Raw genomic sequence first — 15,758 nt, forward strand, 5'->3', positions numbered from 1 at the left:
GACTGCACGTCACCGTCGCCGACTACACCAACGACGTCGGTGTGGCGGCCGCGTTCGCCAAGACCCTGACGTACTACGCGGACCGCTCCGGTGACGCGAAGGCGAAGTCCACGGCGAAGGCGTTGCTGGACGGCATGTGGGCCAACCACACGGACAGCCTCGGGGTCGCTGTTCCGGAGACCCGCAGCGACTACAGCCGGTTCAACGACAAGGTCTACGTGCCGAGCGGCTGGAGCGGCAAGATGCCGAACGGCGAGAGCATCGACTCGTCCTCGACGTTCTCCTCGATCCGGTCCTTCTACAAGAACGACCCGGCCTGGTCGAAGATCGAGGCCTACCTCAAGGGCGGCGCAGCGCCCGTCTTCACCTACCACCGGTTCTGGGCCCAGGCGGACATCGCCCTGGCCATGGGCTCGTACGCGGAACTCCTCGAGTAGCCCACGCCGGCGCTCCGCGTACGCGACCCCGTCGCCTGGTGACGGGGTCACCCGGCCGGGCGGCCCCACCCCCCAGGGGACGCCCGGCCCTCGCACACGTCTCCGGCACGACCAGGCAACGGGAGCGCTCCCAAACTTTGGGCTCAGGGCGGACCGCCCGTAACCATGCCACTGGCGAAGTCATGTGCTCGGCCTCCTCCGGCCGGTAAGATCGGTGATCTCTTGGGGGAGGTGGCATGGGCAGACGGCGCCCGGGGGCACCGACGCTGGAGGAGGTGGCTGCCCGCGCGCGGGTGGGACGGGGCACGGTCTCCCGCGTCATCAACAACGCGGCAGGCGTGAAGGAGTCGACGCGTCAGGCCGTACAGCGGGCCATCGAGGAGTTGGGGTACGTGCCCAATCTCGCGGCCCGTTCCCTGGCGGGGCGGCGGGCCGACGCGGTCGCCCTGGTCATGACGGAACCGGACTGGCGGCAGTTCGCCGAGCCCTTCTTCTCCGAGATCGTCCGCTCGCTCGGAGACGCGTTGACGGACACCGGCATCCAACTGCTGCTGACCCTGGTCCGCTCGGACGCCGAGCGGCAGCGCTTCCTCGAGTACGCGCGCGGCGGCCGGGTCGACGGCGTCCTGCTGATGTCCGTGCACGCCGGAGATCCACTTCCGGACATGCTCGCCGAAGCCCGGTTGCCGACCGTGATGCTGGGGCGCCGCTCCGGGGAGGAGTACGTCAGCTACGTCGACGCGGACAACATCGGCGGAGCCCGCAGCGCCGTCTCCCACCTGCTGAGACACGGCCGCCGAGTGATAGCGACCATCACCGGGCCGCTCGACCTCTACGCCTCCCGGTGCCGGCTGCGCGGATACGAAGAGGCTCTGGCACAGGCGGGCCTCAAGGGCGAGCAGACCCGTGTCGCCGAAAGCGACTTCACGGCGGAGAGCGGGCGCCGCGCCATGGCCGAGCTCCTCGAACGGCATCCGGGCATCGACGGCGTCCTCGCCGCGTCGGACACCACGGCCGCCGGGGCCTTGGAGGCCCTGCGCGCGGCCGGGCGCCGGGTGCCCGAGGATGTCGCCGTGATCGGCTTCGACGACTTCACGCTCGCCCAGCGGACCGAACCGCCACTGACGACGGTACGGCAGCCGATCGAGGAGATCGGGCGGGCCATGATCCGACTGCTCCTGGAGGAGATGGAGGAGGGCGCCGTCGCCTGGCGTCACGTCATCCTCCGTACGGAGCTGGTGGTACGCGAGTCGACCTGACCTCGTCGACGAGCTGCCGCGGGAAGCTCCGGCGTCGGCGCGCGCGAACCTGTCCGGGGAGCGCCCCCGGCGCCGGCGCTCTGCGGTTCGGCACCCGAGCCTGACCTGCGTCTACGAAATCGTCTCGACCGTTTTCGTCCAACGGTCTTGTCATGGACCTGAACCATCCCTACAGTCCCTGCCGAACCCAGCATTGGGAGCGCTCCCATTCACAAGGTGGCGGGAGCACTTCCCCTTGCCCCCACCCCCTGCAAGAGGATCCGCATGCGTCCTTCACCGCACCATGCCCAGAGCGCGCGTGGCCTGCTCGGCGCGCTGCTCACCTCGCTCGTCTCGCTCGCCGCGCTGCTGACCACAACGTCAGTGGCGCAGGCCGACACCACGATCTGCCAGCCCTTCGGCTCAACGACCGTCCAGGGCCGCTACGTGGTCCAGAACAACCGCTGGGGCACCAGCGCCACCCAGTGCATCACTGCGACCGACTCGGGGTTCAGAATCACCCAGGCCGACGGATCCGTTCCCACGAACGGCGCCCCGAAGTCGTACCCGTCCATCTACAACGGCTGCCACTACACCAACTGCTCGCCCGGCACCAGGCTTCCCGCTCAGCTCAGCACCATCTCCAGCGCGCCCACGAGCATCTCCTACACCTATGTGAACGACGCGGCGTACAACGCCTCTTACGACATCTGGCTCGACCCCGCTCCCCGCACCGACGGCGTCAACCGCACCGAGATCATGATCTGGTTCAACAAGGTCGGACCCGTCCAGCCCATCGGCGCCCCGGTGGGCAACGCCAGCGTGGGCGGGCGTGACTGGCAGGTGTGGTCCGGCAGCAACGGCTCGAACGACGTGCTGTCGTTCGTCGCACCGTCGGCCATCAGCAGCTGGTCCTTCGACGTCATGGACTTCGCCCGGCAGGCCGTCTCCCGCGGGCTCGCCCAGAACAACTGGTACCTGACGAGCGTTCAGGCCGGCTTCGAGCCCTGGCAGAACGGCGCGGGCCTTGCCGTGACCTCGTTCTCCTCCACCGTCAACACGGGCTCCTCCGGTGACCCCGGCCCCGGCCCCGGCGGCTCCACCGCCTGCAAGGTGGCGTACGGAACGAACGTCTGGCAGGGCGGCTTCACCGCCGACGTCACCATCACCAACACCGGCGCCTCCCCCGTCAACGGCTGGAAGCTCGCGTTCACCCTCCCCTCCGGACAGCGGATCACCAACGCCTGGAACGCGAACCTGTCCGGGTCGTCAGGGGCGGTCACCGCGAGCAACGTCAGCCACAACGGCGAGCTGAAGGCCGGCGGCCAGGCGACCTTCGGGTTCCAGGGCACCTCCAGCGGAACCTTCACCAAGCCCTCCGCCTTCAGCCTGAACGGCACCGCCTGCACCACCGTGTGACACCGCTCACCCTCCGGGGCCCCGCCTGGTCCCTCCACACCGACCTGCGGGTCCCCGGAGGCCGCACAGCGCCAGGGTGTTTCGCCCTCTCCGCCGAAGAGGAGCGCTCCGCGACCGGGCCGGCGTGCGTGCGGGCCGGCGACACGACCTCTCGAGCCGCCCCGGTCCATGGCTGGTTCGGAGAGGGGTCACTGTGGGCGGCGTCAGTGGCGGGCGAACTGGACCCCCGTCGGCTGCACCGCCTCCGGCCGCAGAGCGATCCCGTTGATGGTCAGTCGTTCTCCGTAGATGTCGGTGAGTCTGACGGGGCCGCCGCACCCGCTGCCGTCCGGGGAGAGGAAGTAGTTGTAGTCGGTGCGGGCCAGTTGGCGCCATGCGCCGCCGGAGCGGACCTCAAGCCGAGCGAGCGGGTTGCGGTGGCCGATCGCCTGAACGCCGCACCAGTGGGGGCTGGACCCGTTCTTGTAGCGGATCGAGATCGTGCCCGCCGTCTCGGGGCTCAGCAGGCTCCAGGTGATCGCGATCCGGCCCGTCGTGATGGGGGCGAGTTCGGCGAAGGCCTGCTCGCTGAGGTCGAGTTGCCCCGGTGCACAGGGCAGAGGGCATTCGTTGGTGATCCGGACCGTGACGGAGTTGCCGTTCGCGGCACGGACGAGCACGTAGGCCCCACAGGCCGCGGACGTCTCGTAGTCGGTGGTGTTCATCGCCGCGATCATCATGTCGCTGCTCGGGCCGTACGAGCAGGCGCCGTCCCCGACCCCGGCCTTGTAGACGGTGGCGACTCCCTGGTAGGTGCCCTTGGGCCGGAGCCGTCCGGCCGGGGATGGCGTGGCAGGAGCCGTCCGCGGGGAGGCCGATGACGGCGACGCCGACGGGGGCGGTGAAGCCTTCCGGGTCGTAGCGCTGGCCGACGGGGTCGGGGAGGAGGACGGAGAGGGAGTGGCAGACTTCCGTCCCCGCGTTGTCGGTGAGGGAGTTGCCTCCAAGGCGGAGACGGCCGTGGCCGGGGCCCGCCCGGCATCCTCCTTGCGGTCGGATCGCATCGTCAGGACCAGGCAGACCAGAAGACCTGTGACGACCAGCCCCGCGGTGGCGCCCACCATCAGCCGGCGTCTGTGCCTGCGCTGCCGCGCGGCCTGGCGTGTCTCTTGCATGTTCATCCGTTCGGGGAAGAGCGTGTCGGTGTTGCACTGTTCAGTGGCCGCGGGTGGCGGAAAGGTTGCCGGCGATTTTTCGGCCGGGTCGAGTCCCGGAACATGGGTGTGCTCCCACCCAAGGCTCAGGTGGGAGCACGGCCTGCTTCGGGCGCAGGTCACCGCTTCTGTCGGGTGGCGATCACCCGCGGGGACGGGAGGACGACCATCGCGTCGGTGCCGTGTCAGCCGGGGTGGCGTGCCGGGACGCGCCACCCCTGCGTCGCTCAGCCGACCTTGGTCATGCTCCACCGCTGCGGCGGGCCGTCGTTGGAGGTCCACTGGATGATCTTGGCCTGGTCCGCGGGGTTGTTGGAGTTGTCCAGCGCCTTTCCGCTGTGCCGGTTGATGAGCCGGAACGCGCCGCCGCCCAGCGCGCTGATGGCCCACTGCTGCTGGTGGCTGCCGTTGTCGGTCTTCTGCACCATCACCGTGTTGTCGGAGGTGCTGTTGTTGTCGTCGAGGGCCTTGCCGCTACGGACGCAGACCAGCTTGTAGTAGCCGTGGCCCAGGTCGGTTACCGTCCACTGCTGCGGCGTACCGCCGTTGGCCGTCCACTGGATGATGTCGGTGCCCTCGCCGCCGGAGTTGGCGTTGTCGAGAGCCTTGCCGCTCTGGGCGCAGATCAGTCGGTAGATGCCGTTGGCAAGGACGGCCGGCATGCCGTTGACCTCCACGCAGACCACGGAGTCGATCGCGTTGGGCGCCGTGGTCGGCACGCTGACGTTGATCTGCCCGCCGCTGACCCAGTAGTTGAGCGAGACGGAGGGGTTGTTCATCAGGTAGACGCGGTTGATCGTGTTGTACACCGCAGGGATCTGCAGGGTGCCGCCCGTCGGCCAGTTGAAGACGTGGGCGAAGAGCTTGCCGTTCTTCTTGGTGACCTTGCCCCAGGACGGCTCTTTCGCGAAGGGGCTGCCGCTGGTGCCGTGGATGCTGTCGGCGTGGGTGGCCATCCAGGAGGCCATGCCGTTGAGGACGGTCACGGATCCGTCGGTCACGGTGCCGTTGCCCTTGGGGCCGATGTTGAGCAGGTAGTTGCCGTCCCGGGAGACGACCGTGACCATCTCCCGAATGATGGTCTGGACCGAGCGGTACTGGTTCTCCTTGCCCTCGTTGTAGCCCCAGGCGTCGTTCATGGTGGCGCAGGCTTCCCACGGCCGTTCCATCGGCGCGCTGGGGATGCCGAACTCCGCGACCGCGTAGTCGCCCAGGCCGAGGTCCCGCTTGACGCGTTCGTTGACGACGAGGCCCGGCTTGCGGGCCATCAGCCAGCTGTACAGGTTCTCGCCGTCGGGCTTGGTCCACCAGTCCTCGAGCGTGGGCGAGGAGGGGTTGGCGCACCAGTCACCGTCGAACCACAGGAGTGCCGGGTCGTAACGGTCCAGCAGTTCCTGCAGCTGTGCCTTCATGTCGTTGATGTAGCCGGTGCGGGCGGTCAGCGACGACATGTCGGAGAAGCCCCTGGCGCTGTCGCAGGTCTGGGAGGGGTGGCTCCAGTCGAGGATCGAGTAGTAGAGCCCGAACTTGATGCCCCGGCTCTCGCACGCGGCCTTCAGCTGGGCCAGCAGGTCGGGCTGGAAGTTGTTGTAGTCGTGCAGGTTGTACAGCTTGGAGCCGGTGGTGTTGGTGAAGCCCGGGACGTTGGAGTCCCACATGGCATAGCCCTCGTGGTGCTTGGCGGTGATCACGAGGTACTTCATGCCGGCGTTCTTGGCCAGGTCGGCGATGGCGGCGGCGTTGAAGCCGGCCGGGTTGAACGGCGTGGTCACCTGGCTCTGGTAGGCGGCCTTGTTCCAGTTCTCGACGCTGAACGCCCACTCACCGCGGCCGAGGTAGGAGTAGGACCCGAAGTGGATGAACATCCCGAACCGGGCCTGGTACCACCAGTCCATCTTCGAGGAGACGGTGTAGGCCTCGGCCGTGGCGGGCCACAGGGCCTGCGGCAGACCGAACGCCACGGCACCGCCGGCGAGGGTCGCGGCCTTGAGGAGGGAGCGTCTGCTGAGGGGAGCGGAGGACATCGTGCGGCTCCTGAAGGGTGAAGGACACAGGGTGTCAGTGACTGCTTCTCCACGGCACCGCGCAGAGGGCGGGGTGCGGCGGCTCGTGTCCGGCCGGGGCTCAATCAGGGTCCCTGGGACATCGGATGTATTAACAGACACGGCCGCACCCCCTGTCTAGAGCAAAAGCAGGGAAATAAAAGAATCCCTGCTCATGACCACGTCACTTCAGTTCGAGGACGAGACACATCGGATGTATATAGAAGTCTGGTCGGAGGTGGAACTGAACACGGCTTCGCAGCGCGGCCGCCGGGCCACGCTGCAGAGCCGGACGGTCCCGGTGCCGCTGGTTACGCGTCCTCCACCACGACGATGTCGAGAGTCCTGGGGCCGTGCACGCCCTCGACGCGGTCCAGTTCGATGTCGCTGGTGGCCGAGGGGCCGGAGATCAGCGTCAGCGGGCGGTAGGGATCGAGCAGGCGCAGTGCCTCGGGTACGTCGGGGGCGATCTGGTCCGCCCGGACCACGCAGATGTGCTGGTCCGGCAACAGAGTCAGGGCCCTGCGCCCCTGGCCGGGACCGTGGTCGAGGGTCACCGTGCCGGTGACGGCGATGGCGGTGGCGACCGTGGTGACCACGGCGTCGGCCGCGTCGAGTTGCCCGACCGTGAGCGGCGGGACGTCCGTCAGCAGGGACCAGGGTCCCTCCGGAACCAGGCCCTCGGGCAGCCCTGGCGGCACCACCAGGGACCGTGCTCCGGTGCGGGCCAGCGCGCGGCCGACGGCCGCCGCCACATCGGCCGCCGGAACCCGGACCACCGTGGCGCGGTACTCGGCAGCACGCTCGGCGAACAGCCCGACGACGTCCGGTCCCGCGTGGTCGGCGCGGTGCCCCGGCGAAGGGGGTGCGTCCTCGGGGCGCTCGGAGCCGGGAACGCCGGTCAGCGCTCCGCGAATCGCGCTCAGGACGCCGTCGCGGCCGTTCATCGTCGTCCTTTCCCTTCCACCGTCGTATGACGGTCCTCGCTCATGGGTGGTCGTGTACGGCGCCACCAGGCGCGCAGGGACTCACGGGCCGGCGCCGGGGTGTCCCGGGTGCCGGACCAGCGGGCGAACGGACCGGGCAGGGCACCGATACGGCCGTCACGGGCCACCAGTCGGGCTCCGATGGCCGCCAGCCGCTGTACGGCGGCCAGCCTGCGCGGTGAGCCCAGGACGGCTCCCGCGGCCTTCATGGCGAGTGCCTCGGTTGTGGGGAGCAGTCGGTCCCGGCGTTTCGCCTCCACGGCCTCGGCGCGCAGATGGACCAGTACCTCGGGAATGTCGATCTTCACGGGGCAGGCGTCGTAACAGGCGCCGCACAGGGTCGAGGCGAAGGGCAGCGAGGCCGCGTTCTCGATGCCGACGAGCTGCGGGGTCAGCACCGCGCCGATCGGCCCCGGGTAGACCGAACCGTAGGCATGGCCCCCCGTGCGTTCGTACACCGGGCAGACGTTGAGGCACGCCGAGCAGCGGATACAGGCGAGGGCCTGGCGGCCCACCTCGTCGGCGAGGGTGGCGCTGCGGCCGTTGTCGAGCAGTACCAGGTGGAAGTTCCGGGGGCCGTCGCCCTCGGTGACGCCGGTCCACAGCGAGGTGTACGGGTTCATGCGCTCGCCGGTCGAGGAGCGGGGCAGGAGCTGGAGGAACACGTCCAGGTCGGCGAAGGACGGCAGGACCTTCTCGATGCCCATGACGGTGATCAGGGTCTCCGGCAGGGTCAGGCACATCCGCCCGTTGCCCTCCGACTCCACCACCGCCACCGTTCCGGTGTCGGCGGCGGCGAAGTTGGCGCCGGAGACGGCGACCTTGGCCCGCAGGAACTTCTCCCGCAGGTGGAGCCGGGCCGCCTCGGCGAGGTCACGGGGGTCGTCGGTGAGGTCCTCGGGGGCGGGCCTGCCCCACTCCCCCATCTTGCGGCGGAAGATCTCCCGGATCTCGGAGCGGCCCCGGTGGATGGCGGGCACGAGGATGTGCGACGGGCGGTCGCCGCCCAGCTGCACGATGAGTTCCGCGAGGTCGGTCTCGTAGGCGCGGATGCCCGCGTCCGCGAGCGCCTCGTTGAGGCCGATCTCCTGGGTGGCCATCGACTTGACCTTGACGACCTCGTCCTCGCCGGTCGCCTTCACCAGACCGGTGACGATGCGGTTGGCCTCGGCGGCGTCCGCCGCCCAGTGGACCACTCCCCCCGCGGCGGTCACCGCCTTCTCCAGGCGCAGGAGGTGGTGGTCGAGGTGGCGCAGTGTGTGACGCTTTGCCGCGGCGGCCGTCTCCCGCAGTTCCTCCCAGTCCTCCAGTTCGGCGGCGGCCGCCAGCCGCTTGTCGCGGATGGTGCCGGTCGCCCGGCGCAGGTTCGCCCGCAGCCGGGTGTCGGCCAGCGCGGTACGCGCGGCCTCGGGGAAGGCCGGGGTGCCCAGAAATACGACGCTGTCGGCGCCGCTCATCGTCCGTCCCCTTCCGTGGAGGCCAGGATTTCGGCCAGGTGCATCGTGCCGACGCCGGTACGAAGCCGGGACAGGCCGCCGCCGATGTGGGTGAGGCAGGAGTTGTCGCCCGCGCAAAGGATCTCGGCGCCGGTGTCCTGCACATGGCGCATCTTGTCGGCAAGCATGGCGTTGGAGACGTCTGCGTTCTTCAGGGCGAAGGTGCCGCCGAAGCCGCAGCAGGACTCGGCGGCGGGCAGTTCGACGAGGTCGATGCCCTTCACGGCGCGCAGCAGCTTCAGCGGCCGGTCGCCGACGCGCAGCATGCGCAGTGAGTGGCAGGTGGGGTGGTAGGTGACGCGGTGCGGGAAGTACGCACCGACATCGGTGACACCGAGGACGTCGACGAGGAGTTCCGACAGCTCGTACACCGTCGGCACCACCTGCTCGACCGACTCGGCGAGGGCGGCGTCGCCGTACTGGGCGGCCACCACGCGGTGGTGGTCGCGCACCATGCCCGCGCAGGACCCCGACGGGGCGACGACGGCGTCGTAGCCCGCGAAGACCTCCGCGAAGCGTCGGACCATGGGCAGGGTCTCGGGGCGGTAGCCGGTGTTGAAGTGCATCTGGCCGCAGCAGGTCTGGGCCTGCGGGAACTCCACGGTGTGGCCGAGGCGCTCCAGCAGTTCGGTCACCGCACGACCGGTTCGGGGGAACATCGTGTCGTTGAAGCAGGTGATGAAGAGGGCTATGCGCATGGGGTTTCCTGAGACGGGGCCGGCCGTGCGGTGACGGGCAGGTCGTAGGTCCGCAGGGCGGTACCGGTGAAGACGTCGTGGCGTTCGGCCGGTCCGAGCCCGGCCGTCAGCTCGCGAGCGACGGTGATCACCTCGGCGTACGTGGCGGCGAGCCGGCAGACGGGCCAGTCGGAGCCGAACATCAGCCGCCCGGGTCCGAAGGCGTCGAGCACGGTGTCGGCGTAGGGCACGAGAGCCGCGGTGGTCCACGAGCCCCAGTCGGCTTCGGTGACCATGCCGGAGAGTTTGCAGACGGTGTTGGGGAGGGCGGCCAGGCGGCGGACCTGCTGCGCCCAGGGGTCGAGTTCGCCGGTCTGGATGGGCGGCTTGCCGAGGTGGTCGAGGACGAAGGTGAGGCCTGGCAGGCGCTCCGCGGCCGCGACGGCCGCCGCGAGTTGGTGGGGCTTCACCACGAGGTCGTAGACGAGTCCCGCCTCGGCGACCGCGGAAAGGCCGTGGAGTACGTCCGGGCGTACCAGCCAGCGTGGGTCGGGCTCGCTCTGCACCTGGTGGCGGATGCCCACCAGATGATCCCCTCCGGGGCCCGCGCGCAGCCCCGCGAGGGTCTCGGCGATGTCGGGCGCGGTCAGGTCGGTCCAGCCGACGACCCCGGCGACCAGGTCGCTGCCGGCGGCCAGGGCCAGGAACTCCGGGGTCTCCTCCGGCACGGTGATCGTCTGCACCAGCACGGTGGCGGTGACACCGGCCGCGCGGGCCTGAGGCGCCAGGTCGGCGAGGGTGAAGTCGCGTCGCAGCGGGGCGAGTTCGTCTCCACTGATCCAGTCCTGGTCGCGGACGGACAGGTCCCACACATGGTGGTGGGCGTCCACGATGCCGGGCACGGGCTCCGGACCGGTCACAGTTCCCACACCACCGGCAGCGAGGCATCCGCACCCTGCGCGGAGTAGTCGTGGACGACGTCGAGCAGGTCGGCCATCCGGGCCTGCCAGGCGATGTTGACGGGCAGCTTGTCGAGTTCGGCGATCATCGCCTGGTAGTCCTCGACCTCCAGCACATGGAACAGGTCCGTGCCGCTGCGCCAGATCGTCCATTCGCTCACCCCCGCGGTGCGGATCGCGGCGGTGAGTTCCTGGGGCACCTCCCGGTGCGCGGCCTCGTACTCCTCGATGCGGTCGGCGCGGACCTTGGTGTGCAGGGCGACCCTCATGACGGCTCCTTCGACGGCGTGTCTTCCCAGTGATGCACGGCTTCCCCGGTCGGCGCGGTCGCGGGGACGGGGGTGTCAGGGTCCAGCAGTCCCTCGGCGTGCAGCTCGTCCCACAGGGCCTGCGGGACGGGGCGCCGCAGCTGCTCCACCGTGTCGCGCACCTCCTGGGGAGAGCGCGCGCCGGTCAGGACGCTCGCGACCGCGGGATGGCCGAACGGGAAGCGCAGCGCGGCGGCCCGCAGCGGCACGCCGTGACGCTCGCAGACCGCGAGGAGCCGCAGCGCCCGGTCGAGGACGGGCTGCGGAGCGGGAGCGTAGTCGTATGTGGCGCCGGGGCGGGGGGCCGTCAGCAGCCCGGAGTTGAACACCCCGCCGATCACCACGCTACGGCTGCGGGCGGCCGCCTCCGGAAGCAGTTCGGTGAGCCCGTCCTGTTCCAGGAGCGTGTAGCGGCCGGCCAGCAGCACCACGTCGATGTCGGTCTCGCGTACGAACCGGGCGGGCAGCGCGGACTGGTTCATCCCGACGCCGATCGCTCCGATCACACCTTCGGTACGCAGCCGCTCCAGGGCCGGGTAGGCCTCGTCCAGCGCCTGATCGGCGTGGTCGTCGGGGTCGTGCAGCAGGACCACGTCGACGTGGTCGAGGCCCAGGCGTTCGAGACTGGCCTCCAGGGAGCGCAGGACTCCGTCGGCACTGAAGTCCCAGACCCTGCGGTGGGTGGCCGGTACGGCGAAGCCGTGGGCGAGGTCGTCGCCCGCGCCGCCGTCCGGGTTCGGCACGAGAAGCCGGCCCACCTTGGTGGAGAGAGTGAAGGTGTCGCGGGGGCGGTCGCGCAGCGCGGCGCCGAGCCGCCGTTCCGACAGGCCGAGACCGTAGTGGGGCGCGGTGTCGAAGGCCCGGATGCCTGCGTCCCAGGCCGCCTCCACCGTGGCGTGAGCGGCCTCGTCGGTGACCGGGTGGAAGAGGTTGCCGAGGGCGGCACAGCCCAGCGCCAGTTCCGAGACCGGTACCGAACTGCCGCCCAGCGTGCTGGTCCTCACGACCGCTCCACCGGGCGCAGCCGCAAGCCCTGCATGCCGCCGTCCACCGCGAGCGCGGTGCCGGTGACGGACGCCGCGGCAGGACTGGCCAGGTAGACGATGGCGGCGGCGACCTCGTCGGCCGTCACCAGGCGCCCCATGGGCTGACGGGCGTTGAGGGCCGCGCGCTCGGCCTCGGGGTCTTCGGCCGCGTCCAGCAGCCGGGAGACCCATGGCGTGTCGGCGGTCCCGGGGTTGACGCAGTTGACGCGGATGCCCTCGCGGACGTGGTCGGCGGCCATGGCGAGCGTCAGTGAGAGGACCGCACCCTTGCTGGCGCAGTACAGGGCACGCTGAGGCAGGCCCGCGGTCGCGCCGATGGAGCACGTGTTGACCACGGCCGCGTGCGCCGAGCGTCGCAGATGCGGCAGGGCGGCACGTGTGGTGCGCACGATGCCGAGGACGTTGACGTCCATCACCCGGTGCCACTGCTGGTCCGGGTTGTCCTCGACGGTGCCCACCGCGCCGACGCCTGCGTTGTTCACGAGGATGTCCAGCCCACCGAGCCGCTCGGCGGCCTGATCCACGGCGGCGCGTACGGAGGCGTCGTCGCTGACGTCGGCCTGGAGACCGATCAGCGGTTCGCTGACGCCGCCGGAATCGAGGTCGAGCACGGCCACTGCCGCGCCCTGCGCCGCGAGTGAGCGTGCCGTGGCCAGCCCGATGCCGGACGCGCCCCCGGTGACGACGGCCCTGAGTCCTGACAGACCGGTCATGCCACCCCCTCCGGTCCAGCGAGGTCGGCGGCCCAGAAGGTGCCGTCCGGGTAACGGTATGCGGCGAGGGACTCGGCGTGCATGGTGGCGGAGAAGCCCGGGGTCAGCGGCGCGGTGTAGTGGCCGTCGCGCATCACCACGGGCGCCGTGAAGTGCTCATGGAGGTGGTCGACGAACTCGATGACGCGGTTCTCGGTCGTGCCGGACAGTGCCAGGTAGTCGAACATCGACAGGTGCTGCACCAGCTCGCACAGGCCCACACCGCCGGCGTGCGGGCACACCGGCACCCCGAACTTCGCGGCGAGCAGCAGGATCGCGAGGTTCTCGTTGACCCCTCCCACCCGGGCCGCGTCGATCTGGAGCACGTCGATGGCGCCGGCCTGGAGGAGCTGCTTGAAGACGATGCGGTTCTGCACGTGTTCGCCGGTGGCCACCTTCACGGGGGCGACGCCCCGGCGGACGGCGGCGTGTCCGAGGATGTCGTCGGGGCTGGTGGGCTCCTCGATCCAGTACGGGTCGAACTCGGCGAGCGCATTGGTCCATTCGACCGCCTCGTCCACGCCCCACCGCTGGTTGGCGTCGACGGCGATGCGGATCTCCTCGCCGACGGCGGTGCGGGCGGCTCGCATGCGGCGGACGTCGTCGCCGAGGTCGGCGCCGACCTTGAGCTTGATCTGGGTGAAGCCGTCGGCGACGGCCTGCTTGGCCAGCCGGGTGAGCTTGTCGTCGGAGTAGCCGAGCCAGCCCGGGGAGGTGGTGTAGCCGGGGTAGCCGCGCTCCAGCAGGACGGCCTCCCGCTCCGCGAGCCCGGTGCGGCCCTCGCGCAGCAGGCGGAGGGCGTCCTCGGGGGTGAGGGCGTCGGCGATGTAGCGGAAGTCGACCTGCGAGACGAGCCACTCGGGTTCGGCGTGGGCGAGCAGCCGCCACAGAGGCTGCCCGGCGCGCTTGGCGGCCAGGTCCCACACGGCGTTGACGACCGCGCCGATGGCCATGTGCATCACGCCCTTCTCGGGGCCGAGCCAGCGCAGCTGGCTGTCCCCGATCAGGTCGCGGTTGACCGACCCCGGGTCGGCGCACAGCTCCTCCACGGAACGTCCCACGAGGTGGGGCCGCAAGGCGCCGATCGCGGCGACCTGGACATCGTTGCCGCGTCCGATGGTGAAGGTGAAACCGTGGCCCTCGTGCCCGTCGCCGGCGTCCGTGCGCAGCACGACATAGGCGGCGGAGTAGTCGGGATCAGGGTTCATCGCGTCGGAGCCGTCCAGTTCCCTCGAGGTGGGGAAGCGAACGTCATAGGTGTCGACGGCGGTGATCCGGGCGGAGGTGGTAGTCAAGGGGGTGCTGCCTTTCACGCTTGGCCGAAGGTCTGGCGCTGGCTGCCAAGGCCGTCGACAGAGAGCTCGACGGTGTCGCCGGGGCGCAGGAAGGGGGTGCCGGGAAGCCCCAGAGCCACGCCCGCGGGCGTACCGGTGTTGATCACGTCGCCCGGCTCCAGGACCATGTACTGGCTCAGGTAGGCCACGATGTGGTCGACCGGGAAGATCATGTCGCTGGTGTGGCCGTCCTGCCGCTTCACTCCGTTGACACTCAGGTGCAGGCCGAGGTTCTGCGGGTCACCGGCCTCGTCGGCGGTGACCAGCCATGGGCCGAGCGGATTGAAGGTCTCGCAGGACTTGCCGAGGTCCCACTGCGACGAGTACTCCAGCTGGAACTCGCGCTCGGAGACGTCATGGCTGATCGCATACCCCGCGATCACGGCCCGCGCGGACTCGGGGCCGTCGAGGTAGCGGGCCCGCCGTCCGATGACGATCGCCAGCTCGACCTCCCAGTCGGTCTTGACGGAGCCTCGGGGGATCAGTACCTCGTCGTAGGGGCCGACGACCGTGCCCGGGTCTTTCATGAACACCACCGGGCGCGCGGGAACGGGCGCGCCGGTCTCGGACGCGTGGTCGCGGTAGTTGAGGCCGACGCAGATGACCTTGCCGGGACGGGTGACGGGTGGGCCGATCCGCAGGCCGTCCTGGTCGAGCTCGGCCAGCTCTCCCGCCGTGACGGCCGCGCGGGCCCGGTCCACTCCGCCGGAGGCGAGGAAGACTCCGTCGATGTCCGGGGTCACGGAGGACAGGTCCAGCAGCCGGTCGTCGTCGGTGAGGACAGCGGGCCGCTCCTCACCGGGGGCGCCGACTCGTAGCAGTTTCACTGGGGGCTCCCTTGCCATGCGGGTGGTGTTTGCGGGGTGGTGGGCCGTAGGCCTGGCCGCCTGCGGTGCGCCGGGCCGGGCCTGTCAGCGGGCTTCGCTCATCCGTATCGCAGTCATCGGATGTATAGCGGCACAGCGACCTTAGATGCGGAGATCGCGCCTGACAATGGATTCCTCGGATGTATTTCGTCGGCGCTGCCGGCCAAGCGCTCACAACGGCAGATACGCCATGGTCATCCCTGGCCACGAGACCGACACGCGGCCCGCCATCGGATGAATCCAAGGTGGGTTGCAGTCCCACCTTCCCTGGTGAGAGCAAGGCCGACAGACGGCCGCTGGCCACCCGAGGGGCGAAGCGTCCCTCGGGGCCCGCTTCTGACTCCGTCCGCACCGGCCCCGGCGGGCCCGTTGCCGAATCGTGAACTTCCGCAACGCCTCGCCCGTCACCCTCGAAGACAGATACTCCGCAGGTAGAGCGGATGGCGGCACGGAGCCCCAGGATCGGAACGGCTCCTCGACGCCCACGAGGTGAAGTCCGGAAAATCTCTGGCGGCGGACTCTTGTCAACGTCGGCAACGTCGCCGTAACGTCCTCCCGTCCGAGATACATCGGAGGAATGCTCGCAGCACTCACTGCGCCCGTTCGGCTCGCATCCGCACGGTCGCGTCGCCTCCGCATTCTCGGTCCCGACTGACCCTCACATCCGACTCCTACGGGCACGATCCGCGCATGTATCGCACCGGATCGGTACCTGCCCGTCCGGCGGCCTCGCCCCTCCCCGCAGGCAAGGACGCCCTCCCCCCGTTGTCCTGCGGCCCCAGTGCCCTGGCTAAGGAGAAAACACGGCCATGAACCTCGCTCGCACCCGCTCCACCGCCGCAGCCGCCACCGCCGTCCTCGCGGTGCTGGCCCTCGCCACCGCGTGCAACCGCGAGAGCACCGACACGGCCGCTTCGGGCGGCGGCGGCGACAAGCCCGCCATCGGGATCGACCTGCCGCGTTCCGACTCCGACTTCTGGAACTCCTACGCCGAGTACGTGAAGA

General features: G+C 70.1%; 14 protein-coding genes and 1 pseudogene. 4 read left to right on the forward strand and 11 right to left on the reverse strand.

Annotated features, from left to right (window positions below; all coding sequences use genetic code 11):
• The 3 genes from ACZ7EG_RS39820 to ACZ7EG_RS39830 form a co-directional block, all read left to right on the forward strand.
• On the forward strand, positions 1 to 437 hold a 437-nt coding region (locus ACZ7EG_RS39820), incomplete at its 5' end, for a glycoside hydrolase family 48 protein (RefSeq protein ID WP_471089875.1).
• 236 nt (positions 438 to 673) lie between these two features.
• Positions 674 to 1,696 carry a LacI family DNA-binding transcriptional regulator gene (locus ACZ7EG_RS39825; RefSeq protein WP_471089878.1) on the forward strand — a complete coding sequence of 341 codons (1,023 nt, stop codon included), beginning with the start codon at positions 674 to 676 and terminating at the stop codon, positions 1,694 to 1,696.
• Positions 1,697 to 1,960: 264 nt separating this feature from the next.
• The gene (locus tag ACZ7EG_RS39830) at positions 1,961 to 3,094 is read left to right on the forward strand and encodes a glycoside hydrolase family 12 protein (RefSeq protein ID WP_471089881.1); all 1,134 of its coding nucleotides are present in this window, start codon (positions 1,961 to 1,963) and stop codon (positions 3,092 to 3,094) included.
• Positions 3,095 to 3,297: 203 nt separating this feature from the next.
• Here the strand turns inward: ACZ7EG_RS39830 and ACZ7EG_RS39835 are convergent, their stop codons facing one another.
• The 11 genes from ACZ7EG_RS39835 to ACZ7EG_RS39885 all read right to left on the reverse strand — a co-directional run bounded on the left by ACZ7EG_RS39835 (position 3,298) and on the right by ACZ7EG_RS39885 (position 14,714).
• Positions 3,298 to 4,254 carry an expansin EXLX1 family cellulose-binding protein gene (locus ACZ7EG_RS39835; protein WP_471089884.1) on the reverse strand — a complete coding sequence of 319 codons (957 nt, stop codon included), beginning with the start codon at positions 4,252 to 4,254 and terminating at the stop codon, positions 3,298 to 3,300.
• Positions 4,255 to 4,514: 260 nt separating this feature from the next.
• Positions 4,515 to 6,311 carry an alpha-L-fucosidase gene (locus ACZ7EG_RS39840; RefSeq protein ID WP_471089887.1) on the reverse strand — a complete coding sequence of 599 codons (1,797 nt, stop codon included), beginning with the start codon at positions 6,309 to 6,311 and terminating at the stop codon, positions 4,515 to 4,517.
• Between the two features lie 329 nt (positions 6,312 to 6,640).
• Positions 6,641 to 7,276 carry a LutC/YkgG family protein gene (locus ACZ7EG_RS39845; protein ID WP_471089889.1) on the reverse strand — a complete coding sequence of 212 codons (636 nt, stop codon included), beginning with the start codon at positions 7,274 to 7,276 and terminating at the stop codon, positions 6,641 to 6,643.
• Positions 7,273 to 8,772, reverse strand: coding sequence for a LutB/LldF family L-lactate oxidation iron-sulfur protein (locus ACZ7EG_RS39850; protein ID WP_471089892.1), 1,500 nt, complete (start codon positions 8,770 to 8,772; stop codon positions 7,273 to 7,275). The genes ACZ7EG_RS39845 and ACZ7EG_RS39850 overlap by 4 nt, the downstream gene beginning before the upstream one ends.
• Positions 8,769 to 9,509, reverse strand: a complete 741-nt coding sequence (locus ACZ7EG_RS39855) for a (Fe-S)-binding protein (protein ID WP_471089895.1) — start codon at positions 9,507 to 9,509, stop codon at positions 8,769 to 8,771. Before ACZ7EG_RS39855 ends, ACZ7EG_RS39850 begins: the two co-directional genes overlap by 4 nt.
• Positions 9,500 to 10,408 carry an amidohydrolase family protein gene (locus tag ACZ7EG_RS39860; RefSeq protein ID WP_471089898.1) on the reverse strand — a complete coding sequence of 303 codons (909 nt, stop codon included), beginning with the start codon at positions 10,406 to 10,408 and terminating at the stop codon, positions 9,500 to 9,502. The genes ACZ7EG_RS39855 and ACZ7EG_RS39860 overlap by 10 nt, the downstream gene beginning before the upstream one ends.
• The gene (locus tag ACZ7EG_RS39865) at positions 10,405 to 10,716 is read right to left on the reverse strand and encodes an L-rhamnose mutarotase (protein WP_471089901.1); all 312 of its coding nucleotides are present in this window, start codon (positions 10,714 to 10,716) and stop codon (positions 10,405 to 10,407) included. Before ACZ7EG_RS39865 ends, ACZ7EG_RS39860 begins: the two co-directional genes overlap by 4 nt.
• A complete protein-coding gene (locus tag ACZ7EG_RS39870; RefSeq protein ID WP_471089904.1) occupies positions 10,713 to 11,759 on the reverse strand; it encodes an aldo/keto reductase in 1,047 nt (348 codons plus the stop codon). The genes ACZ7EG_RS39865 and ACZ7EG_RS39870 overlap by 4 nt, the downstream gene beginning before the upstream one ends.
• Positions 11,756 to 12,514 (reverse strand): SDR family NAD(P)-dependent oxidoreductase, encoded by a 759-nt coding sequence (locus ACZ7EG_RS39875; protein WP_471089907.1) that lies wholly within the window; start codon positions 12,512 to 12,514, stop codon positions 11,756 to 11,758. Before ACZ7EG_RS39875 ends, ACZ7EG_RS39870 begins: the two co-directional genes overlap by 4 nt.
• Entirely contained in the window at positions 12,511 to 13,848 is a 1,338-nt protein-coding gene (locus ACZ7EG_RS39880; protein WP_471089909.1) for an L-fuconate dehydratase, read from the reverse strand. The genes ACZ7EG_RS39875 and ACZ7EG_RS39880 overlap by 4 nt, the downstream gene beginning before the upstream one ends.
• Before the next feature lie 14 nt (positions 13,849 to 13,862).
• Entirely contained in the window at positions 13,863 to 14,714 is an 852-nt protein-coding gene (locus ACZ7EG_RS39885; protein WP_471089912.1) for a fumarylacetoacetate hydrolase family protein, read from the reverse strand.
• A gap of 848 nt (positions 14,715 to 15,562) precedes the next feature.
• Between ACZ7EG_RS39885 and ACZ7EG_RS39890 the strand changes: the two are divergent.
• Positions 15,563 to 15,758: pseudogene (locus ACZ7EG_RS39890) on the forward strand (sugar ABC transporter substrate-binding protein); the annotation flags it as partial.

It is taken from the genome of Streptomyces sp. NPDC037100 (assembly GCF_055606225.1).

What these genes read in the sequence shown, in the direction of transcription:
- ACZ7EG_RS39865 (WP_471089901.1), bottom strand. Translation starts at nt 10,716, where the DNA reads ATGAGGGTCGCCCTGCACACCAAGGTCCGCGCCGACCGCATCGAGGAG.
- ACZ7EG_RS39855 (WP_471089895.1), bottom strand. Translation starts at nt 9,509, where the DNA reads ATGCGCATAGCCCTCTTCATCACCTGCTTCAACGACACGATGTTCCCC.
- ACZ7EG_RS39830 (WP_471089881.1), top strand. Translation starts at nt 1,961, where the DNA reads ATGCGTCCTTCACCGCACCATGCCCAGAGCGCGCGTGGCCTGCTCGGC.
- ACZ7EG_RS39850 (WP_471089892.1), bottom strand. Translation starts at nt 8,772, where the DNA reads ATGAGCGGCGCCGACAGCGTCGTATTTCTGGGCACCCCGGCCTTCCCC.
- ACZ7EG_RS39835 (WP_471089884.1), bottom strand. Translation starts at nt 4,254, where the DNA reads ATGAACATGCAAGAGACACGCCAGGCCGCGCGGCAGCGCAGGCACAGA.
- ACZ7EG_RS39840 (WP_471089887.1), bottom strand. Translation starts at nt 6,311, where the DNA reads ATGTCCTCCGCTCCCCTCAGCAGACGCTCCCTCCTCAAGGCCGCGACC.
- ACZ7EG_RS39845 (WP_471089889.1), bottom strand. Translation starts at nt 7,276, where the DNA reads ATGAACGGCCGCGACGGCGTCCTGAGCGCGATTCGCGGAGCGCTGACC.
- ACZ7EG_RS39875 (WP_471089907.1), bottom strand. Translation starts at nt 12,514, where the DNA reads ATGACCGGTCTGTCAGGACTCAGGGCCGTCGTCACCGGGGGCGCGTCC.
- ACZ7EG_RS39825 (WP_471089878.1), top strand. Translation starts at nt 674, where the DNA reads ATGGGCAGACGGCGCCCGGGGGCACCGACGCTGGAGGAGGTGGCTGCC.